24 protein-coding genes and 1 pseudogene are annotated in these 25,156 nt (G+C 54.8%); 18 read left to right on the top strand and 7 right to left on the bottom strand.

Going from position 1 to position 25,156, the window contains the following annotated elements:
- Positions 1-856: histidinol-phosphate transaminase (locus tag VGC62_RS04255; RefSeq protein ID WP_331185816.1), on the top strand; the 856-nt coding region annotated here is incomplete at its 5' end.
- Positions 857-965: 109 nt separating this feature from the next.
- Here VGC62_RS04255 and algW read toward each other — a convergent pair.
- Positions 966-2,129: a Do family serine endopeptidase AlgW gene (gene algW, locus VGC62_RS04250; RefSeq protein ID WP_331185815.1), complete on the bottom strand. Its 1,164-nt coding sequence runs from the start codon at positions 2,127-2,129 to the stop codon at positions 966-968.
- Positions 2,130-2,241: 112 nt separating this feature from the next.
- Between algW and VGC62_RS04245 the strand changes: the two genes are divergently transcribed.
- The 6 genes and pseudogenes from VGC62_RS04245 (at position 2,242) to VGC62_RS27585 (ending at position 8,406) form a co-directional block, all read left to right on the top strand.
- Positions 2,242-3,000 carry a Nif3-like dinuclear metal center hexameric protein gene (locus tag VGC62_RS04245; RefSeq protein ID WP_331185814.1) on the top strand — a complete coding sequence of 253 codons (759 nt, stop codon included), beginning with the start codon at positions 2,242-2,244 and terminating at the stop codon, positions 2,998-3,000.
- A gap of 142 nt (positions 3,001-3,142) precedes the next feature.
- The gene (gene cysD, locus VGC62_RS04240; protein ID WP_331185813.1) at positions 3,143-4,060 is read left to right on the top strand and encodes a sulfate adenylyltransferase subunit CysD; all 918 of its coding nucleotides are present in this window, start codon (positions 3,143-3,145) and stop codon (positions 4,058-4,060) included.
- A 15-nt stretch (positions 4,061-4,075) separates the two neighbouring features.
- A complete protein-coding gene (gene cysN / locus VGC62_RS04235; RefSeq protein ID WP_331185812.1) occupies positions 4,076-5,974 on the top strand; it encodes a sulfate adenylyltransferase subunit CysN in 1,899 nt (632 codons plus the stop codon).
- 772 nt (positions 5,975-6,746) lie between these two features.
- A pseudogene (locus VGC62_RS04225) lies at positions 6,747-7,047 on the top strand (ABC transporter transmembrane domain-containing protein); the annotation flags it as partial.
- A gap of 307 nt (positions 7,048-7,354) precedes the next feature.
- The gene (locus VGC62_RS04220; RefSeq protein WP_331185809.1) at positions 7,355-7,726 is read left to right on the top strand and encodes a DUF5625 family protein; all 372 of its coding nucleotides are present in this window, start codon (positions 7,355-7,357) and stop codon (positions 7,724-7,726) included.
- Between the two features lie 377 nt (positions 7,727-8,103).
- Positions 8,104-8,406, top strand: coding sequence for a DUF5625 family protein (locus VGC62_RS27585; protein ID WP_414705743.1), 303 nt, complete (start codon positions 8,104-8,106; stop codon positions 8,404-8,406).
- A 423-nt stretch (positions 8,407-8,829) separates the two neighbouring features.
- On the opposite strand, the gene VGC62_RS04215 is transcribed toward VGC62_RS27585, so the two are convergent.
- Positions 8,830-9,267, bottom strand: a complete 438-nt coding sequence (locus VGC62_RS04215; RefSeq protein WP_331185808.1) for a YhcB family protein — start codon at positions 9,265-9,267, stop codon at positions 8,830-8,832.
- A gap of 144 nt (positions 9,268-9,411) precedes the next feature.
- On the opposite strand from VGC62_RS04215, the gene VGC62_RS04210 reads away from it, so the two are divergent.
- The 3 genes from VGC62_RS04210 to zapE all read left to right on the top strand — a co-directional run bounded on the left by VGC62_RS04210 (position 9,412) and on the right by zapE (position 12,575).
- On the top strand, positions 9,412-10,041 hold the full coding sequence (locus tag VGC62_RS04210) for an alpha/beta hydrolase (RefSeq protein ID WP_331185819.1): 630 nt from the start codon (positions 9,412-9,414) through the stop codon (positions 10,039-10,041).
- A gap of 28 nt (positions 10,042-10,069) precedes the next feature.
- Entirely contained in the window at positions 10,070-11,419 is a 1,350-nt protein-coding gene (locus VGC62_RS04205) for a tryptophan--tRNA ligase (RefSeq protein ID WP_331185807.1), read from the top strand.
- Positions 11,420-11,480: 61 nt separating this feature from the next.
- A complete protein-coding gene (gene zapE, locus VGC62_RS04200) occupies positions 11,481-12,575 on the top strand; it encodes a cell division protein ZapE (RefSeq protein WP_331185806.1) in 1,095 nt (364 codons plus the stop codon).
- 105 nt (positions 12,576-12,680) lie between these two features.
- On the opposite strand, the gene VGC62_RS04195 is transcribed toward zapE, so the two are convergent.
- The 4 genes from VGC62_RS04195 to VGC62_RS04180 all read right to left on the bottom strand — a co-directional run bounded on the left by VGC62_RS04195 (position 12,681) and on the right by VGC62_RS04180 (position 17,284).
- Positions 12,681-13,670, bottom strand: a complete 990-nt coding sequence (locus tag VGC62_RS04195; RefSeq protein WP_331185805.1) for an asparaginase — start codon at positions 13,668-13,670, stop codon at positions 12,681-12,683.
- Positions 13,671-13,691: 21 nt separating this feature from the next.
- On the bottom strand, positions 13,692-14,822 hold the full coding sequence (locus VGC62_RS04190; protein WP_331185818.1) for a hypothetical protein: 1,131 nt from the start codon (positions 14,820-14,822) through the stop codon (positions 13,692-13,694).
- 100 nt (positions 14,823-14,922) lie between these two features.
- Positions 14,923-15,816: a nitrilase family protein gene (locus VGC62_RS04185; RefSeq protein WP_331185817.1), complete on the bottom strand. Its 894-nt coding sequence runs from the start codon at positions 15,814-15,816 to the stop codon at positions 14,923-14,925.
- 469 nt (positions 15,817-16,285) lie between these two features.
- A complete protein-coding gene (locus VGC62_RS04180; protein WP_331185804.1) occupies positions 16,286-17,284 on the bottom strand; it encodes a GlxA family transcriptional regulator in 999 nt (332 codons plus the stop codon).
- Between the two features lie 134 nt (positions 17,285-17,418).
- Between VGC62_RS04180 and VGC62_RS04175 the strand changes: the two genes are divergently transcribed.
- On the top strand, positions 17,419-18,555 hold the full coding sequence (locus VGC62_RS04175; protein ID WP_331185803.1) for an acyl-CoA dehydrogenase family protein: 1,137 nt from the start codon (positions 17,419-17,421) through the stop codon (positions 18,553-18,555).
- 163 nt (positions 18,556-18,718) lie between these two features.
- Here VGC62_RS04175 and VGC62_RS04170 read toward each other — a convergent pair whose 3' ends face one another.
- Positions 18,719-19,756, bottom strand: coding sequence for an NADP(H)-dependent aldo-keto reductase (locus tag VGC62_RS04170; protein WP_331185802.1), 1,038 nt, complete (start codon positions 19,754-19,756; stop codon positions 18,719-18,721).
- Positions 19,757-19,999: 243 nt separating this feature from the next.
- On the opposite strand from VGC62_RS04170, the gene rplM reads away from it, so the two are divergent.
- The 7 genes from rplM to VGC62_RS04135 all read left to right on the top strand — a co-directional run bounded on the left by rplM (position 20,000) and on the right by VGC62_RS04135 (position 24,958).
- Entirely contained in the window at positions 20,000-20,428 is a 429-nt protein-coding gene (gene rplM / locus VGC62_RS04165; RefSeq protein WP_025166857.1) for a 50S ribosomal protein L13, read from the top strand.
- A 14-nt stretch (positions 20,429-20,442) separates the two neighbouring features.
- Positions 20,443-20,835 carry a 30S ribosomal protein S9 gene (gene rpsI, locus VGC62_RS04160; RefSeq protein WP_004881524.1) on the top strand — a complete coding sequence of 131 codons (393 nt, stop codon included), beginning with the start codon at positions 20,443-20,445 and terminating at the stop codon, positions 20,833-20,835.
- A gap of 262 nt (positions 20,836-21,097) precedes the next feature.
- A complete protein-coding gene (gene petA / locus VGC62_RS04155; protein ID WP_331185801.1) occupies positions 21,098-21,691 on the top strand; it encodes a ubiquinol-cytochrome c reductase iron-sulfur subunit in 594 nt (197 codons plus the stop codon).
- The gene (locus VGC62_RS04150; RefSeq protein WP_331185800.1) at positions 21,691-22,902 is read left to right on the top strand and encodes a cytochrome bc complex cytochrome b subunit; all 1,212 of its coding nucleotides are present in this window, start codon (positions 21,691-21,693) and stop codon (positions 22,900-22,902) included. The genes petA and VGC62_RS04150 overlap by 1 nt, the downstream gene beginning before the upstream one ends.
- Positions 22,902-23,684, top strand: a complete 783-nt coding sequence (locus VGC62_RS04145; protein ID WP_331185799.1) for a cytochrome c1 — start codon at positions 22,902-22,904, stop codon at positions 23,682-23,684. Before VGC62_RS04150 ends, VGC62_RS04145 begins: the two co-directional genes overlap by 1 nt.
- A gap of 230 nt (positions 23,685-23,914) precedes the next feature.
- Entirely contained in the window at positions 23,915-24,532 is a 618-nt protein-coding gene (locus tag VGC62_RS04140) for a glutathione S-transferase N-terminal domain-containing protein (protein ID WP_331185798.1), read from the top strand.
- An 18-nt stretch (positions 24,533-24,550) separates the two neighbouring features.
- Positions 24,551-24,958, top strand: coding sequence for a ClpXP protease specificity-enhancing factor (locus tag VGC62_RS04135; protein WP_331185797.1), 408 nt, complete (start codon positions 24,551-24,553; stop codon positions 24,956-24,958).
- Positions 24,959-25,156: the final 198 nt, after the last annotated feature.

Here is a 25,156-nt window from a genome sequence, read left to right as displayed (position 1 = left end):
GCAAGCCGTTGCGCGTTATTACGGCGTTGAAGCCAATCGAGTGTTCCTGGGCAACGGTTCTGACGAGGTGCTCGCCCACGCATACAACGCCTTTTTCAAGCACGACAAACCGCTGCTGTTTCCGGATATCAGCTACAGCTTCTATCCCGTGTATTGCGGCCTGTATGGCGTTGAGTACGACACGGTGCCGCTGGATGAGCACTTTCAGATTCGTGTCGAGGATTACGCACGGCCTAACGGCGGCATCATTTTTCCTAACCCGAATGCGCCAACGGGTCGTCTGTTAGCGCTGGAGGCGGTCGAGCAGATCATCAAGGCCAATCCGGACTCAGTGGTCATCGTCGACGAGGCTTACATCGATTTTGGCGGCGAGACTGCAATCACGCTGGTCGACCGTTACCCTAATCTGTTGGTGACTCAGACGCTGTCCAAATCCCGCTCACTGGCGGGCCTGCGTGTGGGGCTTGCAGTCGGGCATCCGGATTTGATCGAAGCGTTGGAGCGGGTCAAGAACAGCTTCAACTCTTACCCGCTGGACCGTATCGCTATCGTCGGTGCGGCGGCTGCGTTCGATGATCGCGACTATTTCGACAAGACCTGCAAAGCGGTTATCGCGAGTCGCGAAACACTGGTGCGGCAATTGAAGGAGAAGGGCTTTGAGGTGCTGCCGTCGGCGGCCAACTTCATCTTCGCTCGTCATCCGAAACACGATGCGGCGGGATTGGCTGCGAAAGTACGCGAGCAGGGCGTAATCGTTCGCCACTTCAAACAGTCGCGCATTGCGCAGTTCCTGCGAATTTCCATCGGCACGCCTGAGCAGAATCAGGCGCTGGTGGATGCGTTGGGTGATTTGTAACCGAAGTTAAGCCAAATCCTGTAGGAGCGAATTCATTCGCGAGGCGGCATGACTGGCACGCCGAAGAATCTCTCGCCAACAAGTTGGCTCCTACAGGGCGGCGTGTCAGTCAATCCTCTGCTGCGGGCGCCGCAGTTGCTTGTGGCGGACGCAAACCTACCTCAGCCATCAGCTTCAACTCTTTGCCGTTGCGCATGACCTGGATCGCAATCTTCTCGGTCGGCTTGGTGCGTGCCACCTGGTTCATCGAGCGACGGCCGTCGCCCGCCGGTTCGCCGTTGATGCTCAAAATGACATCGCCTAACTGCAAACCGGCTTTTTGCGCCGGGCCGTCACGGAAAATCCCGGCGACCACAATCCCTGGGCGATCCTTCAGGCCGAAGGACTCTGCCAATTCCTGGGTCAGTGGTTGAACTTCAATGCCCAACCAGCCACGAATAACCTGTCCGTGTTCGATGATCGACTTCATCACCTCTAGCGCCAGTTTGGTGGGAATGGCAAAGCCGATGCCTTGCGAACCGCCAGATTTGGAGAATATCGCGGTGTTGATCCCGGTCAGGTTGCCGCTTGCATCGACCAGCGCGCCGCCTGAGTTGCCGGGATTGATGGCGGCGTCTGTCTGAATGAAGTCTTCGTAGGTATTGAGGCCCAACTGATTACGGCCAGTGGCGCTGATGATGCCCATGGTTACGGTTTGGCCAACGCCGAACGGGTTACCGATGGCCAGCGCGACATCGCCGATACGAATGCTGTCGGAGCTACCCAGGGTGATTGCGGGCAGGTTCTTCAGGTCGATCTTCAGTACCGCAAGATCGGTTTCCGGATCGCTGCCAATGACGCGCGCGATGGTTTCGCGACCATCTTTGAGGGCCACGACGATCTGATCGGCACCCGAGGTGACGTGGTTATTGGTCAACAAGTAGCCCTCGGGGCTCATGATCACCGCAGAGCCGAGGCTGGACTCCATGCGCTTTTGCTTGGGTAGGTTGTCGCCGAAGAAGCGCCGAAACTGCGGGTCTTCAAACAACGGATGGTTGGGTTTGTTATTGACCATCTTGGTCGTGTAGAGGTTGGCCACGGCAGGCGCCGCGCTGCTCACCGCGTCGGCATATGACACCGGACCCTGCTGAGGTTTTGAGGTTTGCGGCGCTTGTTGCAAGTTGACATCCTGACTCGGAAGTCCGACCCATTGCGGGTAACGTTGGATAACCAGTAAAGCGATCAGCACACCCGCGAGCAATGGCCAACCGAGAAAACGCAGCGCTTTGAACATTGAGCAAAGTCCTGAGGGTGGCAGCGCAGCAACTTTGGGTCTCGCCTGCGCCATAATGGCGGGCATTATACGAGGACCGAGATGGTCTGAATTGCCTATTTAGGAGTCTTTTATGGCTGTCGCACTGAGCACCTTGGTGGAAGAAGCGGACCGCTATCTAAACAGTGTGCGTATTCAGGATTATTGCCCTAATGGTTTGCAGGTCGAGGGACGTGCGCAGGTCACACGTATCGTCAGCGGCGTTACGGCCAGCCAGGCATTGTTGGACGCTGCGGTTGAAGCGAATGCCGACTTGATCCTGGTCCATCATGGCTATTTCTGGAAAGGCGAGAACCCTTGTGTCACGGGGATGAAGCAGCGTCGGTTGAAGACGTTGCTCAAACACGACATCAGCCTGCTGGCCTACCATTTGCCTCTGGATGTACACCCAGACGTGGGCAACAACGTGCAATTGGCGCGACAACTGGACATCACTGTGGAAGGGCCGCTTGACCCCGATAACCTGAAAGTCGTCGGTTTGGTTGGCTCGCTCACCGAACCTGTGACTGCGCGTGACTTCGCTCATCGCGTACAGACCGCTTTAGGCCGAGAGCCACTGCTGATAGAAGGCTGCGAGATGATCCGCCGGGTCGGCTGGTGTACCGGTGGCGGTCAGGGCTACATTGATCAGGCCGTGCGTGCGGGTGTCGATCTTTACCTGAGCGGGGAAGCGTCGGAGCAGACGTTTCATAGCGCCCGAGAAAACGGCATCAGCTTTATCGCCGCCGGTCATCATGCGACGGAGCGCTATGGCGTGCAGGCGCTGGGTGATTATCTGGCGCGGCGATTTGCGCTGGAACATTTATTTATCGATTGCCCTAATCCAATCTGAATGCTCCAACGAGAGAGCTATATGGTTAGATCTTTTTGATCTACCGTGCTGACTCAATAGAATTAAGCGCCGTGCTAAAGTGCCCGGCTCGAAAACGGCCCGTTGGCCTTCCATAAAATACGTTATCCCACCGTGAGTAACCATGGTCGACAAACTGACGCATCTGAAACAGCTGGAGGCGGAAAGCATCCACATCATCCGCGAGGTCGCTGCCGAGTTCGACAACCCGGTGATGCTCTACTCCGTCGGTAAAGACTCCGCCGTGATGTTGCATCTGGCGCGCAAGGCGTTTTTTCCCGGTAAGTTGCCATTCCCGGTGATGCATGTCGACACCCAGTGGAAGTTCCAGGAAATGTATCGCTTCCGCGACCGCATGGTCGAAGAAATGGGCCTGGACTTGATCGTGCATGTGAATCCGGAAGGGGTCGCGCAGGGCATCAACCCGCTGACCCACGGCAGTGCCAAGCACACCGACATCATGAAAACCGAAGGCCTCAAGCAAGCCCTCGATAAATACGGTTTCGATGCCGCCTTCGGTGGCGCGCGTCGGGACGAAGAGAAGTCGCGCGCCAAAGAGCGTGTGTATTCCTTCCGCGACACCAAGCACCGCTGGGACCCCAAGAATCAGCGTCCAGAACTGTGGAACGTGTACAACGGCAACGTCAACAAAGGCGAGTCGATCCGCGTGTTTCCGCTCTCCAACTGGACCGAGCTGGATATCTGGCAGTACATCTATCTCGAAAGTATCCCGATTGTGCCGCTGTATTTCGCGGCCGAGCGTGAAGTCATCGAAATGAACGGCACCTGGATCATGATCGACGACGATCGCCTGCGTAATCATCTGAGCGATGAAGACAAGAAGCGCATCGTCAAGAAGAATGTCCGTTTCCGCACGCTGGGCGACTATCCGTTGACGGGTGCTGTCGAGTCCGAGGCGATCAGCCTTACCGACATCATTCAGGAAATGCTCCTGACGCGAACTTCCGAGCGCCAGGGCCGAGTCATCGATCACGATGGCGCAGGCTCTATGGAAGAAAAGAAACGTCAGGGTTATTTCTAATTAGGGTGTCCGAACATGTCGCATCAATCTGATTTGATCAGCGAGGACATCCTCGCGTATCTGGGCCAGCACGAACGCAAGGAAATGCTGCGCTTTCTTACCTGTGGCAACGTCGATGATGGCAAGAGCACGCTGATCGGGCGGCTGCTGCACGACTCCAAGATGATCTACGAGGATCACCTGGAAGCCATCACCCGCGATTCGAAGAAATCCGGCACCACAGGCGATGACGTCGATCTGGCATTGCTGGTTGACGGCTTGCAGGCCGAGCGTGAGCAAGGCATCACCATCGATGTCGCCTACCGTTATTTCTCGACCTCCAAACGCAAATTCATCATCGCCGACACCCCTGGCCATGAGCAGTACACCCGCAACATGGCCACCGGCGCTTCAACCTGCGACCTGGCGATCATTCTCGTGGACGCGCGTTATGGCGTGCAGACCCAGACCCGTCGCCACAGCTACATCGCCTCCTTACTGGGTATCAAGCACATCGTCGTCGCCATCAACAAGATGGACCTCAACGGCTTCGATGAAGGCGTATTCGAGTCGATCAAGGCTGACTACCTGAAGTTCGCCGACGGGATCGCCTTCAAACCGACCACCATGGCCTTCGTACCGATGTCGGCGCTCAAGGGCGACAACGTGGTGAACAAGAGCGAGCGCTCGCCTTGGTACACCGGCCAGTCGCTGATGGAAATCCTCGAAACCGTCGAGATCGCCAACGACCGCAACTACACCGATCTGCGTTTCCCGGTGCAGTACGTCAACCGTCCGAACCTGAACTTCCGTGGCTTCGCCGGCACACTGGCCAGCGGCATCGTACACAAGGGCGATGAAGTGGTGGTGCTGCCTTCGGGTAAAAGCAGCCGCGTCAAATCCATCGTCACGTTCGAAGGTGAGTTGGAGCACGCAGGCCCTGGTCAAGCGGTGACGCTGACTATGGAAGACGAAATCGACATCTCCCGTGGCGACTTGCTGGTGCATGCCGACAATGTGCCGCAGGTGACCGATGCGTTCGACGCCATGCTGGTATGGATGGCGGAAGAGCCGATGCTGCCGGGCAAGAAATACGACATCAAGCGCGCCACCAGTTATGTGCCAGGTTCGATTGCCAGCATTACCCACCGCGTGGATGTGAACACGCTGGAGGAGGGCGCTGCCAGTGCGTTGCAGCTTAACGAGATCGGTCGCGTCAAGATCAGCCTCGATAGCCCAATCGCGCTGGACGGCTACGAGAGCAACCGCACTACGGGTTCGTTCATCGTCATCGATCGCTTGACCAATGGCACCGTCGGCGCGGGCATGATCATCGCCAAGCCGGTGGGTGCGAGCGGCTCAAGTCACCACGGCGAGCTGGCCCACGTTTCGGTCGAAGAACGTGCCCAGCGCTTCGGTCAGCAGCCAGCGACGGTACTGTTTACGGGGCTGTCCGGTGCCGGCAAAAGCACGCTGGCGTATGCCGTTGAACGCAAGCTGTTCGACATGGGCCGTGCGGTGTACGTGCTGGACGGTCAGAACCTGCGTCACGACCTGAATAAAGGTCTGCCACAGGATCGCGCCGGGCGTACCGAAAACTGGCGCCGTGCCGCACACGTGTCGCGTCAGTTCAACGAAGCGGGCTTGTTAACGTTGGCCGCTTTCGTTGCCCCTGATGCAGCAGGCCGCGAAAACGCCAAGAGCCTGATCGGCGACGACCGCCTGATCACCGTCTATGTCCAGGCTTCGCCACAGGTCTGTCGCGAACGCGACCCACAGGGTCTGTACGCCGCCGACAAAGACAACATCCCCGGTGAGTCCTTCCCATACGACGTACCGTTGAATGCTGACCTGGTCATTGACACTCAGTCGCTGAGCGTCGAGGACAGCGTGAAACAGGTGCTGGAGCTGTTGCGGGCTCGCAGCGCGATCTAAGCGTCGTTGGTTGTACGAAAAACCCGCCGTCGCTGGCGGGTTTTTTGTGTGCGACGTTTCGTTGTCTGCACCTGCGGGAAGGAGCACTTCTCAGTATCGGATAAGTCATTGATCTAATGGACGATAAATGACCTGTAGGAGAGAATTCATTCGCGAGGAGCCGGTACAGTTGATACACCTGCATTGTCTGAAATAGTGCATGGAGCGCGTAGACGATCAGCATTATTTAGTATTTTCTTGCTGTTACCGGCGGGACATTAGCTATTAAAAACGCTACGTAGATACCGTGCTCTGTAAATCGTGTAGGGCATTTCTGGTTTTTCCGGGGTTGTATCTATTTATATGGAGGGCTACTGTTTAATTAACGAAGTTTCCTACATTAAAAAGCACGCTGTTTCGATAGTGAGTAGGATATGTCATGCAGTTATTTAGGAATTTAGGGTCTTAACAAATTGTAAATAAAAATTAATACTTGGATCTCCTGCCAAGTCAGTTTTCAAATGATGAGTTGTTTGAGCTGTGTGGTGACACAAGCGAGATTTAAGGTTTCATGGACGACGAACAAAAAGAAAATGCTCCGTCAGCTATCGGCGATATTGACACGGCCTTGGCCTGCTTGGTAATGCTGGCCAGGTTCAACAATGTTGCAGTTTCACCTGAGCAATGGGCTTATGAGTTTTCTGAAAGCGGGCATTGTTTTGCTACGCCGCAAGTCTTGCAGGCGATTAAGTATCTGGGTCTCATAGGGAAACGCATCACCACGCTGACTAAGCGGCTGAACGAGAGTTTCAGTCGCGGCGCCGAGAATCAGGCGTTTTTGGTTGAAACCGTTAACGGTATCGACACGACTTAAGTCGATGGCAGTGGAACCACAAACCGCTCGTAAATGGGACAACCAGCTTGCGGCTTATGTGGCTGCAAGTTTCAAGACGCAAAACCTCTCGGCTATCGCCAACGAAAGCGTAGGACTGGTCGGTAAGCTGGTGACAGTGGCCACACTATGGCTCGGTGCCCGGTTGGTGATAGAGGGTGACCTCACGGTGGGGCACTTGATCGCCTTGGCGGTGCGCGCCGAAGTGATTACCGATACCCGTAGAGTGATCAGCTATTTCCTCAGTCCATTGAAGCAATATGCGCATGAGAGTTTGAGTGAGCGGTAATTTCTGAGTGTTTAGATGGGATGTGCATAAGTGAGCTGCAGAATGCAGTGCTGTTCGCTAAAAAATGGATGAGTGTGAGTGTTTTAATTGTTCAGTCGGGTGGAAAGTATGATTGTCGGTAATTTAGGAAAATTAGGTTTGGTAGGTAGAGCCGCTGGTGTATTTGCTTGTGGCGTATTGGTGGGTTGTATGGATCATGCTTCCAGGGTAGAGCCGAAAAATGTGTCAAGCATTGCGCAAAAGGCAAGTTCACATTTTTTTTGTGGATAAGGCGGGAAGTTATAGAGTTGCATTGTTTTTTATGGAGGGGCACGGGGGCGGCACATCCATATCTGAAATCAGACTGGAGGAGGGCGCATCGGGGCAGTGTTTTGAAGGTGGCGTTCCGTTGCCTATACATCTGAGAGTATCGAGGAATGAAAAGATATTTTTTGACGAAAAAATAACAAGCCGCACCGTGTGTTTGGGACGGATGTTTAATGATGAACATGCTCATGTATATGCAGCGATAAGACTTGCAGATGTATTGGAGTTGACCCCAGGTCATTATGGTATTGATGTTTCTGGTTTTGTGGGTGTGGATAAGCTTTAGTGGGTGTAAAACGTAGAAAATAAGCTGCTGCTATAAGGTCGGATGGGCCCTAAATGAAGTTGGCCGTATCTGCGAGTTTTTAAGTCGCATTCTCAATGAATGGCTGGTTTAGGGCGAGTGATATTGTTTCTGTTAAAGGAGGTATTAGCTATGTTGGCTGGGGAGGCAGTCCGGGTTTTGAAATGGCTCGGCATTCTATGTGTTGTTTCTTTGTTGGGCTGTACACAATACGTTTCAATAATAAAGCCTCTGGACGTGTCTCGGGCCAATCAAACAGCTAGTGCGGCGTTTGTTGTAGATAAAAAGGGCATATACATGTTTGCACTTTTATTTGTTCGCCATATAGGAGAGGGGGGAGGGTCAGTACCTTTGCTGAGATGAAGTGTTGGGACGATTTGTGGGGCACGCTTAATAAGCCTGGGGTCGTCGTCCCACTTCGTCTTAAAGTCTATAAAGATGAACAGCTTTTTCTCGAAGAAATGATTTTGACTGGAGGTGTGTATTGGTGGAAAAGGTTTAATTATGAAGGAATGAATAAGAGTTCTGCGGTTAGGTTGATTAAAATATTGGAGCTGCCGCCAGGTCTTTATTCAGTTGATGTTTCAACGATTGAAAGGGTGGATGAGTTTCGCGAAATGGAAAGCTATGTTGTGTTTTCCTACTATAACCCAAAGCATTGACTGGCCTCTGTTGCTGTATGGGGTGCAGATTGGATATTAGCCGGGTGGGGAATAGCAGGCTGTATTGGAGTACGACAGTGCATTGGTTGCGGTTAATTCGCCGTTAATAGTGTTCGGTCTTTATCGAGAAAATAAAATGAGCAAGGCATACTTTGTTACTTATAAGCTTGCGCCCAAAGGTGCTGGGTACGTCTATCAGCAAGATAAGGAGGGGCACTGTAAGGGCGACGCCAGTACCTCTGCCGCCGGGCACGTTTGGTATGTTGCGCTCTTCGAGGCATCATCGAAAACCCAAGGGCGGCCGTAGGGACATTTCAATTAAAAAATCTAGCTGGCGGAGGCTTTGACCAAAGCTGAATGCCGTAAAAAAGCCCGTCACTCGACCTCTCAAGTGGCGGGCTTTATGCTCTTCGGCTTGTCGCTCTACTTCTTCAACCCGTAATGCTCATCCAGCATGCCAGGTGAGTTCGGCATTTTTGGCGCGTAGTCTTTCGGGGGTTCAGCGGCCATACGCGGTGGCGTGAGGCGGTCGCGGGGTGGTTGGATAGCGTCCGGGTGCAAGGCGGCCAGCAAGCGTTGGCGGGTTTGGTCGTCCGGGGCCAGGCGGTTGGCGCCGTCGGCGAGGTGTTCTTGTACGTCCTGATAACTTTGGGACAGCTTCTGGACCAGATTAGCCGTGCTATTGAAGTGTGTAACCACCTCGTTCTGATACGTATCGAAGCGCTCCTGAACATCATCCAGATGGCGCTGGGTGCTGCTAGGTGCGGCGTTGGGCAGCAGACGCGCCACAAGGAAACCGATGACGACACCGGCGACCAGGGTGATGATCGGCAACAACCAAACTAAGAGCGAGTGTTCCACGAGTCCTTCCTCTATAAACGGCTTTGCTTTACGTTAACGGCTCGAACCTGCGCTGTATACCCGCGACGCGTCGCCGATATGCCAGCCACAGACATCAGCTAGACGAGTCGACCTTTTGCAAGGTCACGGAGTTCATTCTTGCTCATCCGCGAAAACCCCGTATTCATCGATGGCCCCGTGGGCCAACTGGAAGCCCTTTACCTTGACCTTGCAGAGGCCAGGGGCATGGCGCTGATATGCCATCCTAACCCGGTTCAGGGCGGCACGATGCTCAATAAAGTCGTGTCGACACTGCAACGCACTGCGCGTGACGCCGGGCTGATCACCCTGCGCTTCAACTATCGGGGTGTCGGTGCCAGTGTCGGCAGCTCCGATATGGCCCAGGGCGAAGTCGACGATGCTGAAGCCGTCGCCCAATGGCTGCGGGACAAACACCCTGATCTGCCGATCACGCTGTTCGGGTTTTCCTTCGGTGGTTTTGTTGCGGCCACCCTTGGCGGGCGCCTCGAAGCCAAGGGTGAAACGCTGAAACATTTGTTCATGGTCGCCCCGGCGGTCATGCGCATATCAGATCAAAGTCTGCTGCCACAAAATTGTCCGCTGACACTGATTCAGCCGGAAAACGACGAAGTGGTTGCCCCGCAAGCCGTATATGACTGGTCAAGCGCATTGTCGCGTCCCCATGAGCTGCTGAAAGTGGCAGAATGCGGACACTTTTTTCACGGCAAGCTGACCGACCTCAAAAATCTGGTCTTGCCGCGTATTTTGAATTGATCGCAGTACCCAGCATAAGCGACTAACCATGACCACTCGTATCCTGACCGGTATCACCACCACCGGCACGCCCCATCTGGGCAATTACGCGGGCGCGATTCGCCCTGCCATCGTCGCCAGTCGCCAGAGCGACGTCGATTCGTTTTATTTTCTGGCCGATTATCACGCACTGATCAAATGCGACGACCCGCTGCGCATCCAGCGTTCGCGTCTGGAAATCGCCGCCACCTGGCTGGCTGCTGGCCTGGACGTTGATCGCGTGACCTTCTACCGCCAGTCCGACATTCCGGAAATACCCGAACTGACCTGGTTGCTGACCTGCGTCGCTGCCAAAGGTTTGCTCAACCGTGCCCATGCCTACAAGGCGTCGGTGGACAAGAACGTTGACGCCGGCGATGACCCTGACGCTGGTATCACCATGGGGCTCTACAGCTATCCGATATTGATGGCCGCGGACATTCTGATGTTCAACGCCCATCAAGTGCCGGTCGGTCGTGACCAGATCCAGCACGTTGAAATGGCCCGTGACATCGCTCAGCGGTTCAATCATTTGTTCGGCAATGGCAAAGAGTTTTTCGTCATGCCCGAAGCGCTGATCGAAGAAAGCGTCGCCACCTTGCCAGGCCTGGACGGGCGCAAGATGTCGAAAAGCTACGACAACACCATTCCGTTGTTCAGCAGTGGCAAAGAGATGAAAGACGCGATCTCACGTATCGTCACCGATTCGCGTTTGCCTGGTGAAGCAAAAGACCCAGACAATTCACACCTGTTCACCTTATACCAGGCCTTCGCCAGCAAAGAGCAATGCGCTGAGTTCCGCGCCGATCTGTTGCAAGGTTTGGGCTGGGGCGATGCCAAGCAGCGTCTGTTCCAGTTGCTCGACAGCGAGCTGAGCGAGGCCCGCGACAACTACCATCGTCTGATTGAACGCCCTGCCGATCTGGAAGATATTCTGCTGGCCGGTGCAGAGAAGGCGCGTCGCACGGCTACGCCATTTCTCGGTGAGCTGCGCGAAGCCGTCGGTTTGCGTTCGTTCCGCGCCGCCGCTCAAAACGTAGCCACGACCAAGAAGAAAGCCAGCAAAGGTGCGCGCTTTGTCAGCTTCCGTGAAGACGACGGCAGCTTCCGTTTCCGTCTGTTGGCGGCCGATGGTGAGCAACTGCTGTTGTCGCGCAATTTTGCTGATGGCAAGACAGCAGGTGCTATCAGCAAGCAACTGCAACAAGGCAGCGAGCTGGATCTGCGTATAGAAGGCGAGCGTTTCACTCTATGGCTTGATGGCCAATGTGTGGCCGACAGTCGTGAGTTCGCCGACGCGGTTGCCCGCGATGCCGCTATTGAGAACCTGAAACTGGCCTTGGTGCCACAACAGGATTGATTGCCAATCCCACGTGCCGTCGCTACAGTGGCGGCCCGTTTTTGCTCCCTTGTTAACGAATATGACCCCCCTAGAACGATATCAAGCTGACCTGAAACGCCCAGATTTCTTCCACGATGCCGCGCAGGAGAATGCTGTGCGTCATTTGCAGCGCCTGTACGACGACCTCGTGGCCGCCCATGAAAGCAAGCCAGGCCTGTTTGGCAAGCTATTTGGAAAGAAGGAGGCCACGGTCATCAAAGGGCTGTATTTCTGGGGTGGCGTGGGCCGTGGCAAGACTTACCTGGTCGATACGTTCTTTGAAGCGCTGCCGTTTGAAGACAAAGTGCGCACGCACTTTCACCGCTTCATGAAGCGCGTGCATGAAGAAATGAAAACGCTCAAAGGCGAGAAGAACCCGCTGACGTTGATCGCCAAGCGTTTTTCTGACGAAGCGCGAGTAATCTGTTTCGACGAATTTTTCGTCTCCGACATCACCGACGCGATGATCCTTGGCACGCTGATGGAAGAGCTGTTCAAAAACGGCGTGACCCTCGTTGCCACCTCGAACATCGTGCCGGATGGTTTGTACAAGGATGGCCTGCAACGTGCGCGTTTCCTGCCTGCAATTGCCTTGATCAAGCAGAACACTGAAGTCGTCAATGTCGACAGTGGCGTCGATTACCGTCTGCGACACCTGGAGCAAGCCGAGTTGTTCCACTTTCCGCTGAATGAAGCGGCCCAGGACAGCATGTGCAAGAGCTTCCGAGCACTGACGCCGGAATGCACCGAGGCCGTCGAAAATGACGTGCTGATGATCGAGAACCGTGAGATCAAGGCCATTCGCACCTGTGATGACGTGGCCTGGTTCGATTTTCGGGAGTTGTGCGACGGCCCACGCAGCCAGAATGACTACATTGAACTTGGCAAGATCTTCCACGCAGTGTTGCTCAGCGGTGTCTATCAGATGAGCGTCACCACCGACGACATCGCTCGGCGCTTCATCAACATGGTCGATGAGTTCTACGATCGCAACGTCAAGCTGATCATCTCGGCTGAAGTGGAGCTGAAAGATTTGTACACCGGCGGTCGTTTGAACTTCGAGTTCCAGCGCACCTTGAGCCGGTTGCTTGAAATGCAGTCCCACGAATTTCTGTCGCGGGCGCACAAGCCTTAAAGATTCCGAAGGCGTTGCCTTATCGGGAGCTGATTGGGTTTTTCGCGTTCTGAAAAATCAATCAGCCCCCTTGCTCACCAGGTTCTGATTAGGCGTCTTTTGCCGTCAAGCAATGGCCGCACGTTCCAGCCAGTCCGCCAATTCGCCCTCTCGTTCACATCCAATCAAAAGCCACAGTAGGATTCTGGTTTTACGGGGGCAGAGTAGGCCGGACATGAAGGCGCCCTTTGATATCAAATCCAGTTCGCTGCCCGCGAAGCCATAGGACTGACGTGCCGTAGAGCCTGCGCCGGTGCGCGAAGCAATGACCACCGGGATCACATCTGTCAGTTCTTCAACACAGTTGGCCCAGCTGTGGGCGAGGTGTCCTGCGCCGAACCCTGCGATAACCAGCGCGCTATAGCCCAGTTTGACGACCTGGCCAAGCAACAAGGGAGCATCGGAAAAGACGGCTTCCAGCATCGCTACCCTATGATCCCGAAACTCCGGGCGCGGCAGTGTTGATCTGGCGTTGGGTGATTTGAGATAAACGACCCTGTTTTCAACGATCAGTCCATGGGGACCGAAGACTGGCGATGTGAAGGCATTGACCGCGAGCGAGTCGGTTTTTCTTACGTGCCAGGCGCTATGTATCTGGTCATTCATGACCACTTGAACCCCGCGCTTGCGACTTTCGGGGGCCAGCGCCACCCTCACGGCTGCGGTCAGGTTTGCAGGCCCGTCGGCACCCGGTTGAGTGGCCGGACGCATGGCCCCGGTTACCACCATTGGGACGTCTTTTCCCCACAGTAAATCCAGGAAAAATGCAGACTCTTCCAAAGAGTCAGTGCCTTGAGTCACGATGATGGCAGTCGCGCCAGCATCGACCTGCGCGTTTGCCCAATCGAGCACCAACAGCAAATCTCTGAATTCAAGGGAGGCGCTGGGCAGCAGGCAGAGCGTCTCGACATGTATATCCGCCAACTGCGGGAGACCGGGAACAGAGGCCAGTAGGTCTTCACCCGACAGGCTTGGTGTTACACCTGTCTTACCTGGTCGAGCCTGCATGCTGACGGTGCCGCCCAAGGCGGCAATGGCTAATTTGGGTATAGGCATTTTTTATGTCTCATGAGCGACTTAGATCAGCGCAATGATTTGGCCTGCTGAAGGCACAATCAGCATTGTGCTGATGGCCATCGAAAGCACATTGGCGATATAGGGATGCATGTCTTTGGGCAGCCGAGCGGCGATAACGGTAGCCAGCGGCGGTGCGATGAGCGCTCCCAGTAACGCGCTCAGCATGATGACCTCGATACCTCCTCCATGAGTCAGGATCGCCGCCGGGACTACCGAAACCAAAGGGATATAGGTCGGATACCAGCCGCGTTTGATCCACTGCTTGCGCCAGACCAAAACTCCGATTGCAGCGGCCAGCAGTTGGCCCGCAATCAGCTGAGGCAGCAGGCCAGAGCCATACGCGGGGCTTGCGGGGTTCAGCGCGAATGCCAGTCCTGCACCCAGCAATAGACCCAGGCTTGCCAGTTCATTGCCAAAGAATGGTGCCTCGGAGAAATCGGCCAATATCCGTCTCAAGATCCAAAGCATGCCGTAGTCTGGCGTTTGCGAAGGCGTGGCCGGAGCGGCAGTCCGTGTTGCCTGAGCCGGCTTGTCGGTTCGTACCAATTGCGGCCACCAGCGACACAGCACAAAGGCCAGGATACTTGCACTCGCCATACCCAGCACATTGCCGATGACAACGGGCAGCGCCAACGGCTTGCAGAGGTAGTTGACGATCAGCAACGCGGCCGGCGTGACCAATAACGCACCCATCAGCGCCCCGATGATGGCAACTCTCCAGCCGCGTCCGAACAGCAGCACCATGGCCGCTGGAAGCGAAACGAATGCGACAAAGGTGGGTTGCCAGTCTTGTTCTGACAGCGTCCAGCCCCAGAGTAGATTGCTTAGCAGCAGCCCCAGCAGAGAACTGACAAATAGCCAAGGCCAGAGGCCCGTGCCATAACAAATGGGAAACCCCGCCCATTGCTTGCCTCGTCGACCCGCCCAATACGCCAGTGCTGCACCCGTGATCAAACCAATGGATGCAAATTCGTGCTTATAGAATGCGACTTCGCTGATATCACCTACGACCCAGCGCCACCAAGAGGCAGGCAAGTGGAGGTTTTGTTGTATGGCCGCATAACCTGGCCAAGCGGTTTGCAACTGCAGTTCATTTACCAGCGATAGGCCGCTGAACAAGGTGATGGTCATGACAGCCAGCAGCGACAGAGGGGCGAGCGTCGAACCGATGACCTGCTTGTAAATTGCATGATTGTGCTCACTGCGAAAGAGATTGCTCATGTCTCTGTCCTCAGCGTGGCATGCGCGGATGATGAAGATAGCCAAGCATTGGGTCGTAAAGGTCTGTACGCCGGTCTCGGTGCAAGTCGTTGAGGGCATTCCAGATGGGCGCGCTGCGGCTGCTGGTCAGATCGATGTCCGCGTAAAGAATGGTTTCTTCTTCGGCATCGGCAACCGGGCAAAGCGGCCAGCCATTTGTTCCTGCAATCAATGAGCAGCCGAGAAAGCGCTCGCCACGATCCGTGCCCACGCGATTGGCGGCGGCGATGAACACGTTGTTGACGTGTGCTGCCGTCATCGTCAGATACGACGCCATGCACCTGCCCGCCTCATCGAACAGTGGTGGAGGCGTCCAGACCCAGTTGTTCAGACTGCATATGATGTCGGCGCCCTGTTGACTTAACAGGCGCGGTACCTCGGGAAACCAGATATCCCAGCAGATCAACAGGCCGATTCGGCCAATGGCTGTTTCAAATACCGGGAATCCCAGATCACCTGGGGTGAACCAAAGTTTTTCAAGATTCCAAAGATGGGCCTTTCGATACAAACCGATAAAGCCTTCTGGGCCAAGCAAGACTGCCGAATCATAAAGTTTCAACCCATCCCGCTCAGCAAGACCCGCAACCAGATAAACCTGATGTTTACAGGCGAACGCGATCCATTTTTGTACGCTAGGGCCGTCTGGAATAAGCTCGGCGTGTTCGAAGGCTTCCTTACGCGTTTGGAACATGTAACCTGTGTTCGCCAGCTCAGGCAGAACAATCAGATTTGCACCGCCTTGCACAGCCTCAAGAGCAAGGCTCAAACTTTTATCCAGATTGCTCTCGCGGTTTTGCAAGCCTGCTTGAGGATCGAACTGAACGACAGCTACGCATATAGGGCTGCTGGAGGTATTGGAATTCATGAGGTTGACCTTTCTTGTTGTTTTCGTTTGATTGGATGTTCTATGAAAAAACAATCAAATGAATAGCTCCAGTAGGCCGTTTTTGATAATCGTGTAGGGTTATTCTTTTTCTAAGGGTTTTGCAAAATACATCACATCAAGATGCGATCCAGTTCATTGATGCACTTGTCGACCAGTTTTTGGTCCGGGAAAGACGCAAGTTTGGTTGGGTTATCCTCCCATGTACAAGTTAATAAAATACAACCATGCTTATAGTTGGGGTTGTAGCAATACATGTAAGTATCATGCGCAAAACTGTCAGTTACCAATATTTGTGGTGTGGCTGTATTGTTAGCAAGAAAGTTTTTGTTGATAGGAATATATATTTTGTGGCGGGTCTGCCGATGCACAGTTTCGAACTGGGACAGATTACCCTCAGCTCAACTGCTGAAAATAAATCTGCCCCTCGCCAAACGCCCCCATCACGATCTCATCGAGCTGCCTGCTGAAACTGCTGCCGATACTGGTTTGGTGACAATTCCGTGTGCTGACGAAACAGGCGTGCGAAGAAGCTGGCATCGTCGTAGCCGACTTCGTAGCTGATAGTCTTGATGCTTTTCCGTGTCCCGGACAGCAGCCCTTTGGCCGTCTCGATGCGCAAGCGCTGCAAGTAATGCAATGGCTTGTCGCCGGTTGCTGTTTGGAAGCGGCGCATGAAGTTGCGGATGCTCATGCCATGCTCTCGGGCCACGTCTTCGAAGCGGAATTTGTCAGCGAAGTGTTCCTCAAGCCAGTGCTGGATCTGCAGGACAATGACGTCTTGATGCAGCTTCTGGCCGCCAAACCCCATGCGTCCTGGTGTGTAGCTGCGCTGCACTTCGTACAAAATGTCGCGGGCGACGGTCTGCGCAATGTTGGCGCCACAAAAGCGCTCGATCAAATAGATGTACAAATCACACGCTGACACCGTACCGCCTGCGCAATACAGGTTATCGGCGTCGGTCAGGTGTTTTTCCTGGTTGAGCAACACATTGGGGAAGCGCTCGGCAAACTCGTTGAAGAACCGCCAGTAGGTGGTCGCTTCCTTGCCGTCGAGCAGACCTGCCTGTGCCAGCCAGAAAACACCGCTCGCTTCAGCGCACAGCACGGCACCTTTTGCGTGTTGTTCACGCAGCCATGGCAGCACTTGTGGATAGCGCTCGCAGAGCGTGTCGAAATGGTCGGAAAATGCGGGCAGAACGATGATGTCGCTGCTGTCCAGGCCGCCGTCGACGGGCAGGACGATCTCGCTGAAGCTGCGCACAGATTGTCCATCGGGGCTGACCAGGCGCGTTTCAAAGGCGGGTTTCAAACCATGGCCCAGCTGTTTTCCGTATCGCAGACTGGCAAGATGGAAAAAGTCTTTGGCTTGGGTCAGGGTCGAAGCAAAGACCCCATCAATCGCCAGGATGCTTACGCGTCGCAACGGCAGGCTGTGTTGGGTAGACATAATCTATTGTTCTTATATGGGAAAGTGGTCAAGCAACGGCGTGATCGTCTTATTTTTTGGCTATTGTGTCCAGTGTCGTCGCGCTGCTGATGGGCATAGGCTCTGCTAGCCATCTCCCTCAGCCAAGGTGTCCCATGCTTGCAAGAACACTGTTCAGTCCTGAGCACGAGCTTTTCCGCGACAGCGTGCGTAAATTCCTTGAGCAGCACGCCGCGCCGTTTCACGCGCAATGGGAAAAACAGGGGCATATTGATCGCACGCTCTGGAACCGTGCGGGCGAGCAGGGGATGTTGTGCTCGCATTTGCCAGAGGAATATGGCGGGATGGCCGCAGATTTTCTCTACACCACGGTGGTCATCGAAGAGATCTACCGACTCGGCCTGACCGGCATCGGATTTTCCCTGCACTCGGACATCGTTGCGCCGTACATCCTGCATTACGGCAGCGAGGCGTTGAAGCTCAAGTACCTGCCAAAGATGGCCTCGGGCGAGTTGGTAACGGCAATCGCCATGACCGAGCCTGGTGCGGGGTCGGACTTGCAAGGTGTGAAGACTACCGCGGTGCTGGACGGCGATGAGTACGTGATCAACGGCTCCAAGACTTTTATCACCAACGGCTTTCTGGCCGATCTGGTGATCGTGGTCGCCAAGACCGATCCGAAGGCGGGCGCGAAGGGCACCAGTCTGTTTCTCGTAGAGGCCGGGACGCCGGGGTTTGAGAAGGGCAAGCGTCTTGAGAAAGTCGGCATGAAGGCGCAGGACACCTCCGAGTTGTTCTTTCAGGACGTTCGCGTGCCTAAAGAAAACCTGCTGGGGCAGGCGGGCATGGGCTTCGCTTATCTGATGCAGGAGCTACCGCAGGAGCGTCTGACGGTTGCCATAGGCGCGATTTCGTCCGCCGAAGCCGCTGTGCAGTGGACGCTGGAGTACACCCGCGAGCGCAAAGCATTTGGCCAGGCCATCTCCGATTTCCAGAATACGCGCTTCAAGCTTGCCGAAATGGCCACCGAAGTGCAGATAGGACGCGTGTTTATCGACCGTTGTCTGGAGCTGCATCTGGAGGGCAAGCTGGATGTGCCTACGGCGGCGATGGCGAAGTATTGGGCGACTGATCTGCAGTGCAAGGTGCTCGATGAGTGTGTGCAGCTACACGGCGGTTACGGTTTTATGTGGGAATACCCGATTGCCCGGGCTTGGGCAGACGCGCGGGTGCAGCGGATTTATGCCGGGACCAACGAGATCATGAAAGAGATTATTGCGCGTTCACTCTGAAGCAAGTGCTGATCAAGCGCTGTCTGTACTGTGTCTGTAGGAGCTAACGTGTTGGCGAGGCGACCAACGCGGTGCGCCTGATACACCGCCTCGCGAACACGTTCACTCCTACAGCGGATCAACCGAGCTTGACCGAAAGCAGAGTATCTACAGGTGTATATCGTTACGGCGCAGGGTTCGGCTGATCCTTGTGAATCGCATCAATGCCAGCCAGCACCTCATCAGACAGCACCAAGTCGAAACTGGCGAGGTTGCTCTCCAACTGCTCCAGGGTGGTCGCACCGATGATATTGCTGGTCACGAACGGACGGCTGGTCACGAATGCCAGTGCCATTTGCGCGGGGTCCAGGCCGTGTTCATGTGCCAATGCCACATAACGTGCGCAGGCGGCTTCCGATTGTGGGTTGAAGTAGCGGGTGAAGCGGCTGTAAAGGCTCAATCGGCCTTTTGCTGGACGCGCACCGTTTGCGTATTTGCCGGACAGCATGCCAAAAGCCAAGGGCGAATAAGCCAGCAGACCGCACTGCTCACGAATGGCGATTTCCGCCAGGCCGACTTCAAAGCTGCGATTGAGCAGGTTATACGGGTTTTGAATCGATACTGGACGCGTCAGGTCACCAGTCTCTGAATGCTGCACAAACTTCATCGTGCCCCACGGCGTTTCATTGGACAGGCCGATGTGACGGATTTTGCCCGCCTTGACCTGTTCGTCCAGCACTTGAAGGACTTCAAGCAGCGGGGTGAATGTTTCGTCTTTGTGCGAGTAACCGAGCTTGCCAAAGAAATTGGTGCTGCGTTCAGGCCAATGCAGTTGGTAGAGGTCCAGGTAATCGGTCTGCAAGCGTTTGAGGCTGGCATCGACCGCAGCAACAATGTGCTCGCGATTGAATTTAAGCTGGCCATCACGGATGTAATCAATGCCGTTTCCGGGCCCGGCAATCTTGCTGGCGAGAATCCAGTCCTTGCGGTCGCCGTTTTTCTTGAACCAGTTGCCGATGATTTTCTCGGTGCTGGCATATGTTTCCTTCTGCGGCGGGACGGGATACATCTCAGCCGTATCCATGAAATTGATGCCGGCCGATTTGGCCCGTTCGATCTGGGCAAAGGCCTCGGACTCACTGTTTTGCTCGCCCCAGGTCATGGTGCCGAGGCAGATGGCGCTGACCTTGAGGTCGGTTTTGCCCAGTTGGCGATAATCCATTTGGTTCTCCTATTTAAAGAGAGCCATAAAAGCAGGTTGAAATTCTTTTCGCAATATGCATAATTACGCGGCTCTTTGCAGCGGAAGTGATGCTCCCCTGCTCAAGACTCCGCCGCAATTGGACGCGCTGACCCGAGCCCCCTATAGCGTCCGTGCCCGGCGGCCTTTGACTTGTCAAAGAACGTACTATTGAGTAAGCTCCGCCGTCTAATTTTTGCAGGGCGGCCTCTGAGGCTATAAAGAATGAAAACTTTTACCGCTAAACCGGAAACAGTAAAGCGCGACTGGTTTGTCGTCGACGCTGCTGGCCAGACCCTGGGTCGTCTGGCCACCGAAATCGCAAGCCGTCTGCGTGGCAAGCACAAGCCGGAATACACTCCGCACGTTGACACCGGCGACTACATCGTCGTTATCAACGCAGAGCAGATCCGGGTTACCGGTGCTAAAACCACCGACAAGATCTACTACTCTCACTCCGGTTTCCCGGGCGGGATCAAGTCGATCAACTTTGAAAAGCTGATCGCCAAAGCTCCTGAGCGCGTGATCGAGACCGCGGTAAAAGGCATGCTGCCTAAGAACCCGCTGGGTCGCGACATGTATCGTAAGCTGAAAGTCTATGCGGGCACTGCACACCCTCATACTGCTCAGCAGCCCCAAGAACTGAAGTTTTAACGGAATAGTTCATTATGTCGGCGACTCAAAATTACGGCACTGGCCGTCGCAAGACTGCAACCGCACGCGTTTTCCTGCGTCCGGGCACTGGCAACATCTCCATCAACAACCGCACGTTGGAATCGTTCTTCGGTCGCGAAACTGCCCGCATGGTAGTTCGTCAACCGCTGGAACTGACTGAGACTGTCGAAAAATTCGACATCTACGTCACTGTCATCGGCGGCGGTGTAAGTGGTCAAGCTGGCGCAATCCGCCACGGTATCACCCGCGCTCTGATGCAGTATGACGAGACTCTGCGCGGCGCTCTGCGTAAAGCAGGCTTCGTCACTCGTGACGCTCGTGAAGTTGAACGTAAGAAAGTCGGTCTGCGTAAAGCGCGTAAGCGTCCGCAGTACTCGAAGCGTTAATTCGCTTTTCGTTCAAAAAAGAACGCCCAGATTCCTCACGGAGCTGGGCGTTTTTTTGTGGGCGTCTATTATTGGGTGTGACAGCATGACTCATTCGCGGACGCCCCAGTTTATAAGGCCTCCCGTTTTTTTGCCGTAAGGTAATTCCCTTGTCAGTGCAAGGTCTTTTTAATTACCATTCGGCAGGATCTTTGGACAGCTAGACAATAATTTAATGAGCGCCTGGACACACAGGCCAATAAAGCTGATGGGAGAGGACGGAATGAGCAATGACGGCGTGAATGCAGGCCGGCGTCGCTTCCTCGTGGCGGCCACATCCGTGGTTGGTGCAGTAGGAGCGGTAGGGGCTGCGGTCCCGTTCGTGGGATCATGGTTTCCCAGCGCCAAGGCTAAAGCCGCTGGTGCCCCCGTGAAGGTGAACGTCAGTAAGATCGAACCTGGTCAGCAAATGATTGCAGAATGGCGTGGGCAACCAGTATTCATTGTCCGCCGTACTGAAGAAATCCTGAGCAACCTCGGCAAGCTAACCGACCAGTTGTCCGATCCTGAATCCAAAAACTCCGTTCAACCTGCCTATGTTGACCCGGTTGTCCGCTCGATCAAGCCTGAGCTTTTGCTCCTTATCGGCATTTGCACGCATTTGGGGTGCTCGCCGACGTTCCGTCCTGAAATTGCTCCCGCTGACCTTGGTAAAGATTGGGTCGGTGGTTATTTCTGTCCTTGTCACGGCTCTCATTACGACCTGGCTGGCCGCGTCTACAAATCGCAGCCTGCACCACTGAATTTGCCAGTTCCGCCGCATTCCTACGAGTCGGACTCAATCATCGTCATTGGTGTTGATCAGGAGAAAGCGTAATGAGTAAGTTCATGGACTGGATTGACGCTCGCTTCCCCGCCACTTCCCTTTGGGAAGACCATCTGAGCAAGTATTACGCGCCTAAAAACTTCAACTTTTTCTATTTTTTCGGCTCGCTGGCCCTGCTGGTATTGGTCAATCAGATTGTTACAGGTGTATGGCTGACGATGAGCTATACGCCGTCGGCAGAGGAGGCATTCGCGTCTGTCGAATACATCATGCGCGACGTCGAGTACGGTTCCATTCTGCGTTTGCTGCACTCCACCGGGGCTTCGGCGTTCTTCATTGTGGTTTACATGCACATGTTCCGTGGGCTGCTGTACGGCTCGTATCAGAAGCCGCGCGAGCTGGTGTGGATCTTCGGCATGCTGATTTACCTGGCGCTCATGGCAGAGGCGTTCATGGGCTACTTGTTGCCATGGGGGCAAATGTCTTATTGGGGGGCTCAGGTCATCATCTCGCTGTTCGGCGCGATCCCGGTGATCGGCAATGACCTGACTCAATGGATTCGGGGCGACTACCTGATCTCCGGAATCACCTTGAATCGCTTCTTTGCGTTGCATGTGGTTGCGCTGCCGATCGTGATTCTCGGGCTGGTGGTGCTGCACGTGCTTGCGTTGCACGAAGTCGGTTCGAACAATCCCGATGGTGTGGACATTAAGAAGTACAAGGACGAAAACGGCGTACCACTCGACGGCATTGCGTTTCATCCTTACTACACCGTGAAGGATATCGTCGGAGTCGTCGTATTCCTGTTTGTGTTCTGCTCGATTGTGTTCTTTTTCCCTGAGATGGGCGGTTATTTCCTCGAGAAACCTAACTTTGAGCAGGCGAACGCGTTCAAGACGCCGGAGCATATAGCGCCGGTCTGGTATTTCACCCCGTTCTACGCGATCTTGCGGGCGATTCCCGACAAGCTCATGGGGGTCATCGCCATGGGGGCTGCGATTGCGGTGCTGTTTGTGTTGCCCTGGCTTGATCGAAGCCCGGTCAAATCCATGCGTTACAAAGGCTGGCTAAGCCGAATCTGGCTGCTGGTGTTTTGTGTGTCCTTCGTAATCCTCGGGATTCTTGGTGTGCTGCCGCCAAGCCCGGGGCGTGCGTTGTTGTCACAGGTCTGTACGTTCCTGTACTTCGCCTACTTCATTCTGATGCCGTTCTACACGCGACTAGAAAAGACAAAACCCGTTCCAGAAAGGGTGACTGGCTGATGAAAAAGCTATTTGCGGTATTGATTATTGCTGCCATGCCTCTCTTGTCCCTGGCTGCCGAACACGGCGGACCGGAGCTGGAAAGTGTCGATATCGATGTTTCCGACAAGGCTGCCATGCAGGACGGGGCCCGGACGTTCGCCAACTATTGCATGGGCTGCCATAGCGCCAAATTCCAGCGCTATGAACGTGTCGCCGACGACCTTGGAATTCCTCATGAGCTGATGCTTGAAAAGCTGGTGTTCACGGGTGCCAAGATCGGCGACCACATGAGCATCGGCATGCAGTCCGCCGATGCCAAGGCCTGGTTTGGCGCTGCGCCGCCTGATCTGACACTGGTAGCTCGTGTTCGCGGCACTGATTGGCTCTATGGCTACCTGCGTTCGTTCTATGAGGACCCTTCACGTCCTTGGGGGGTGAATAACAAGGTTTACCCGAATGTCGGCATGCCTAACGTGTTGGTGGGGCTTCAGGGACGTCAGATCATTGGTTGCAAACAAGTGCAGGTGGTTGAGGAGGGGAGTAAGCAATACGACCCTCTGACCGGCTCGCCGCTCACGCATGAAGCCTGCGATCAACTGACCATCGTGCCCAAAACGGGCAGCCTGACCCAGGAGCAGTTCGACGAGAAGGTTAAAAATCTTGTGACCTTCCTCGCCTATTCGGCGAATCCGGTCAAACTGCAGCATCAGCGAATCGGTACGTACGTGTTGCTCTATCTGGCGGTTCTTTTTGTGTTCGCCTACCTGCTCAAGCGCGAATACTGGAAGGACGTTCACTGATTTATTTGTGCTTGAGTTGCACAGGAAACGCGCTCTGGGGGGCCACTTTCGAGTAACCCACACAGAGCGGGTATAGTGGCAGACGAAAGATTGCAGAATTTACATTGAGTAAATGAGCTATCTTGTCGCCCGCGACGAACACTCGCTCACTGTGGATGTTGCCGGAAGCGCCTTCAGGGCGCGTTCGTTTTTTCTGCTTTCTGAAAATTTAACAAGCGAGGAGGACCGCCATGGGCGTGACCAACCGGTTGGCCTGTTACTCCGACCCCGCCGACCACTATTCCCATCGCGTGCGCATTGTGCTCGCAGAGAAAGGTGTCAGCGCCGAGATCATCGATGTTGTAGAGGGGCGTCATCCGCCCAAATTGATCGAGGTGAATCCGTATGGCAGCGTGCCAACCCTGGTCGACCGCGACCTGGCGTTGTACGAGTCGACGGTGGTGATGGAATATCTGGATGAGCGTTACCCGCATCCACCGTTGTTGCCGGTATACCCGGTAGCACGTGCCAACAGTCGTCTGCTGATCCATCGGATTCAGCGGGACTGGTGCGCACTGGTGGATACGATCCTGGATTCACGCAGCAAAGAAGCTGTGCGTGTTCAGGCGCGCAAGGAGTTGCGCGAAAGCCTGACCGGCGTTTCGGCGCTGTTCGCGGAAAAAGCTTTTTTCCTGAGCGACGAGCAAAGTCTGGTCGACTGCTGTCTATTGCCCATACTCTGGCGTCTGCCGATTCTGGGTATCGAATTGCCGCGGCCCGCCAAGCCGTTGCTTGATTACATGGAGCGCCAATTTGCGCGCGAGGCATTCCAGACAAGCCTGTCTGGTGTCGAACGCGATATGCGCTAAGGCCTAAGGAACCGTTTGATGAACTCCAGTCGCCCCTATCTGATTCGCGCTCTTTACGAGTGGATCGTGGATAACGATTGCACACCGCACATTCTGGTGAACGCGGAATACCCGGCAGTCCAGGTGCCTCAGGGTTTTGCCAACGACGGGCAGATTGTGTTGAACATCTCGCCCAGCGCGGTTCGACACTTGCACATGGACAACGATGCCGTCAGCTTCGAAGGTCGCTTCGGTGGCGTGCCACACACGTTGTACGTGCCTATCGCTGCGATCATGGGCATTTACGCCCGTGAGAATGGCCAGGGTATGGTGTTCGATCTGGAGCCTGCGGTGGACGATGAAGACTTCGAGTCTGAAGACGATACGCCGCCGGATGACGAGCCACCGCGCCCTTCCGGCCGGCCAAGCTTGAAAGTGGTCAAATAGAAGCCTGAGATGAAACGAAAAAGGCGATCCCGAGAGGGATCGCCTTTTTTGTCAGCTTTGTCCCGTCCTGAATAAGGTTTACACCTTCTGATCTATTTTCAGGAGGGCGTAATGGAATCAGCAAAAAGGCGTAGTCAGCGAGACTACACGCTGACTTTTAAATTGTCGGTCGTCGACCAAGTCGAAAAAGGCGAGCTG

The organism is Pseudomonas sp., assembly GCF_036404235.1.
Lineage (GTDB): Bacteria > Pseudomonadota > Gammaproteobacteria > Pseudomonadales > Pseudomonadaceae > Aquipseudomonas.
Note: the sequence above shows the minus strand (reverse complement) of the source record. Positions and strands in the feature narration are given on the sequence as shown.

Excerpts from the sequence above, each read along its gene's own strand:
- algW (WP_331185815.1), bottom strand. The coding sequence starts at position 2,129 with ATGTTCAAAGCGCTGCGTTTTCTCGGTTGGCCATTGCTCGCGGGTGTG.
- VGC62_RS04245 (WP_331185814.1), top strand. The coding sequence starts at position 2,242 with ATGGCTGTCGCACTGAGCACCTTGGTGGAAGAAGCGGACCGCTATCTA.
- cysD (WP_331185813.1), top strand. The coding sequence starts at position 3,143 with ATGGTCGACAAACTGACGCATCTGAAACAGCTGGAGGCGGAAAGCATC.
- cysN (WP_331185812.1), top strand. The coding sequence starts at position 4,076 with ATGTCGCATCAATCTGATTTGATCAGCGAGGACATCCTCGCGTATCTG.
- VGC62_RS04220 (WP_331185809.1), top strand. The coding sequence starts at position 7,355 with ATGTGTCAAGCATTGCGCAAAAGGCAAGTTCACATTTTTTTTGTGGAT.
- VGC62_RS27585 (WP_414705743.1), top strand. The coding sequence starts at position 8,104 with ATGAAGTGTTGGGACGATTTGTGGGGCACGCTTAATAAGCCTGGGGTC.
- VGC62_RS04205 (WP_331185807.1), top strand. The coding sequence starts at position 10,070 with ATGACCACTCGTATCCTGACCGGTATCACCACCACCGGCACGCCCCAT.
- zapE (WP_331185806.1), top strand. The coding sequence starts at position 11,481 with ATGACCCCCCTAGAACGATATCAAGCTGACCTGAAACGCCCAGATTTC.
- VGC62_RS04195 (WP_331185805.1), bottom strand. The coding sequence starts at position 13,670 with ATGCCTATACCCAAATTAGCCATTGCCGCCTTGGGCGGCACCGTCAGC.
- VGC62_RS04190 (WP_331185818.1), bottom strand. The coding sequence starts at position 14,822 with ATGACCATCACCTTGTTCAGCGGCCTATCGCTGGTAAATGAACTGCAG.
- VGC62_RS04185 (WP_331185817.1), bottom strand. The coding sequence starts at position 15,816 with ATGAATTCCAATACCTCCAGCAGCCCTATATGCGTAGCTGTCGTTCAG.
- VGC62_RS04180 (WP_331185804.1), bottom strand. The coding sequence starts at position 17,284 with ATGTCTACCCAACACAGCCTGCCGTTGCGACGCGTAAGCATCCTGGCG.
- VGC62_RS04175 (WP_331185803.1), top strand. The coding sequence starts at position 17,419 with ATGCTTGCAAGAACACTGTTCAGTCCTGAGCACGAGCTTTTCCGCGAC.
- VGC62_RS04170 (WP_331185802.1), bottom strand. The coding sequence starts at position 19,756 with ATGGATTATCGCCAACTGGGCAAAACCGACCTCAAGGTCAGCGCCATC.
- rplM (WP_025166857.1), top strand. The coding sequence starts at position 20,000 with ATGAAAACTTTTACCGCTAAACCGGAAACAGTAAAGCGCGACTGGTTT.
- rpsI (WP_004881524.1), top strand. The coding sequence starts at position 20,443 with ATGTCGGCGACTCAAAATTACGGCACTGGCCGTCGCAAGACTGCAACC.
- petA (WP_331185801.1), top strand. The coding sequence starts at position 21,098 with ATGAGCAATGACGGCGTGAATGCAGGCCGGCGTCGCTTCCTCGTGGCG.
- VGC62_RS04150 (WP_331185800.1), top strand. The coding sequence starts at position 21,691 with ATGAGTAAGTTCATGGACTGGATTGACGCTCGCTTCCCCGCCACTTCC.
- VGC62_RS04145 (WP_331185799.1), top strand. The coding sequence starts at position 22,902 with ATGAAAAAGCTATTTGCGGTATTGATTATTGCTGCCATGCCTCTCTTG.
- VGC62_RS04140 (WP_331185798.1), top strand. The coding sequence starts at position 23,915 with ATGGGCGTGACCAACCGGTTGGCCTGTTACTCCGACCCCGCCGACCAC.
- VGC62_RS04135 (WP_331185797.1), top strand. The coding sequence starts at position 24,551 with ATGAACTCCAGTCGCCCCTATCTGATTCGCGCTCTTTACGAGTGGATC.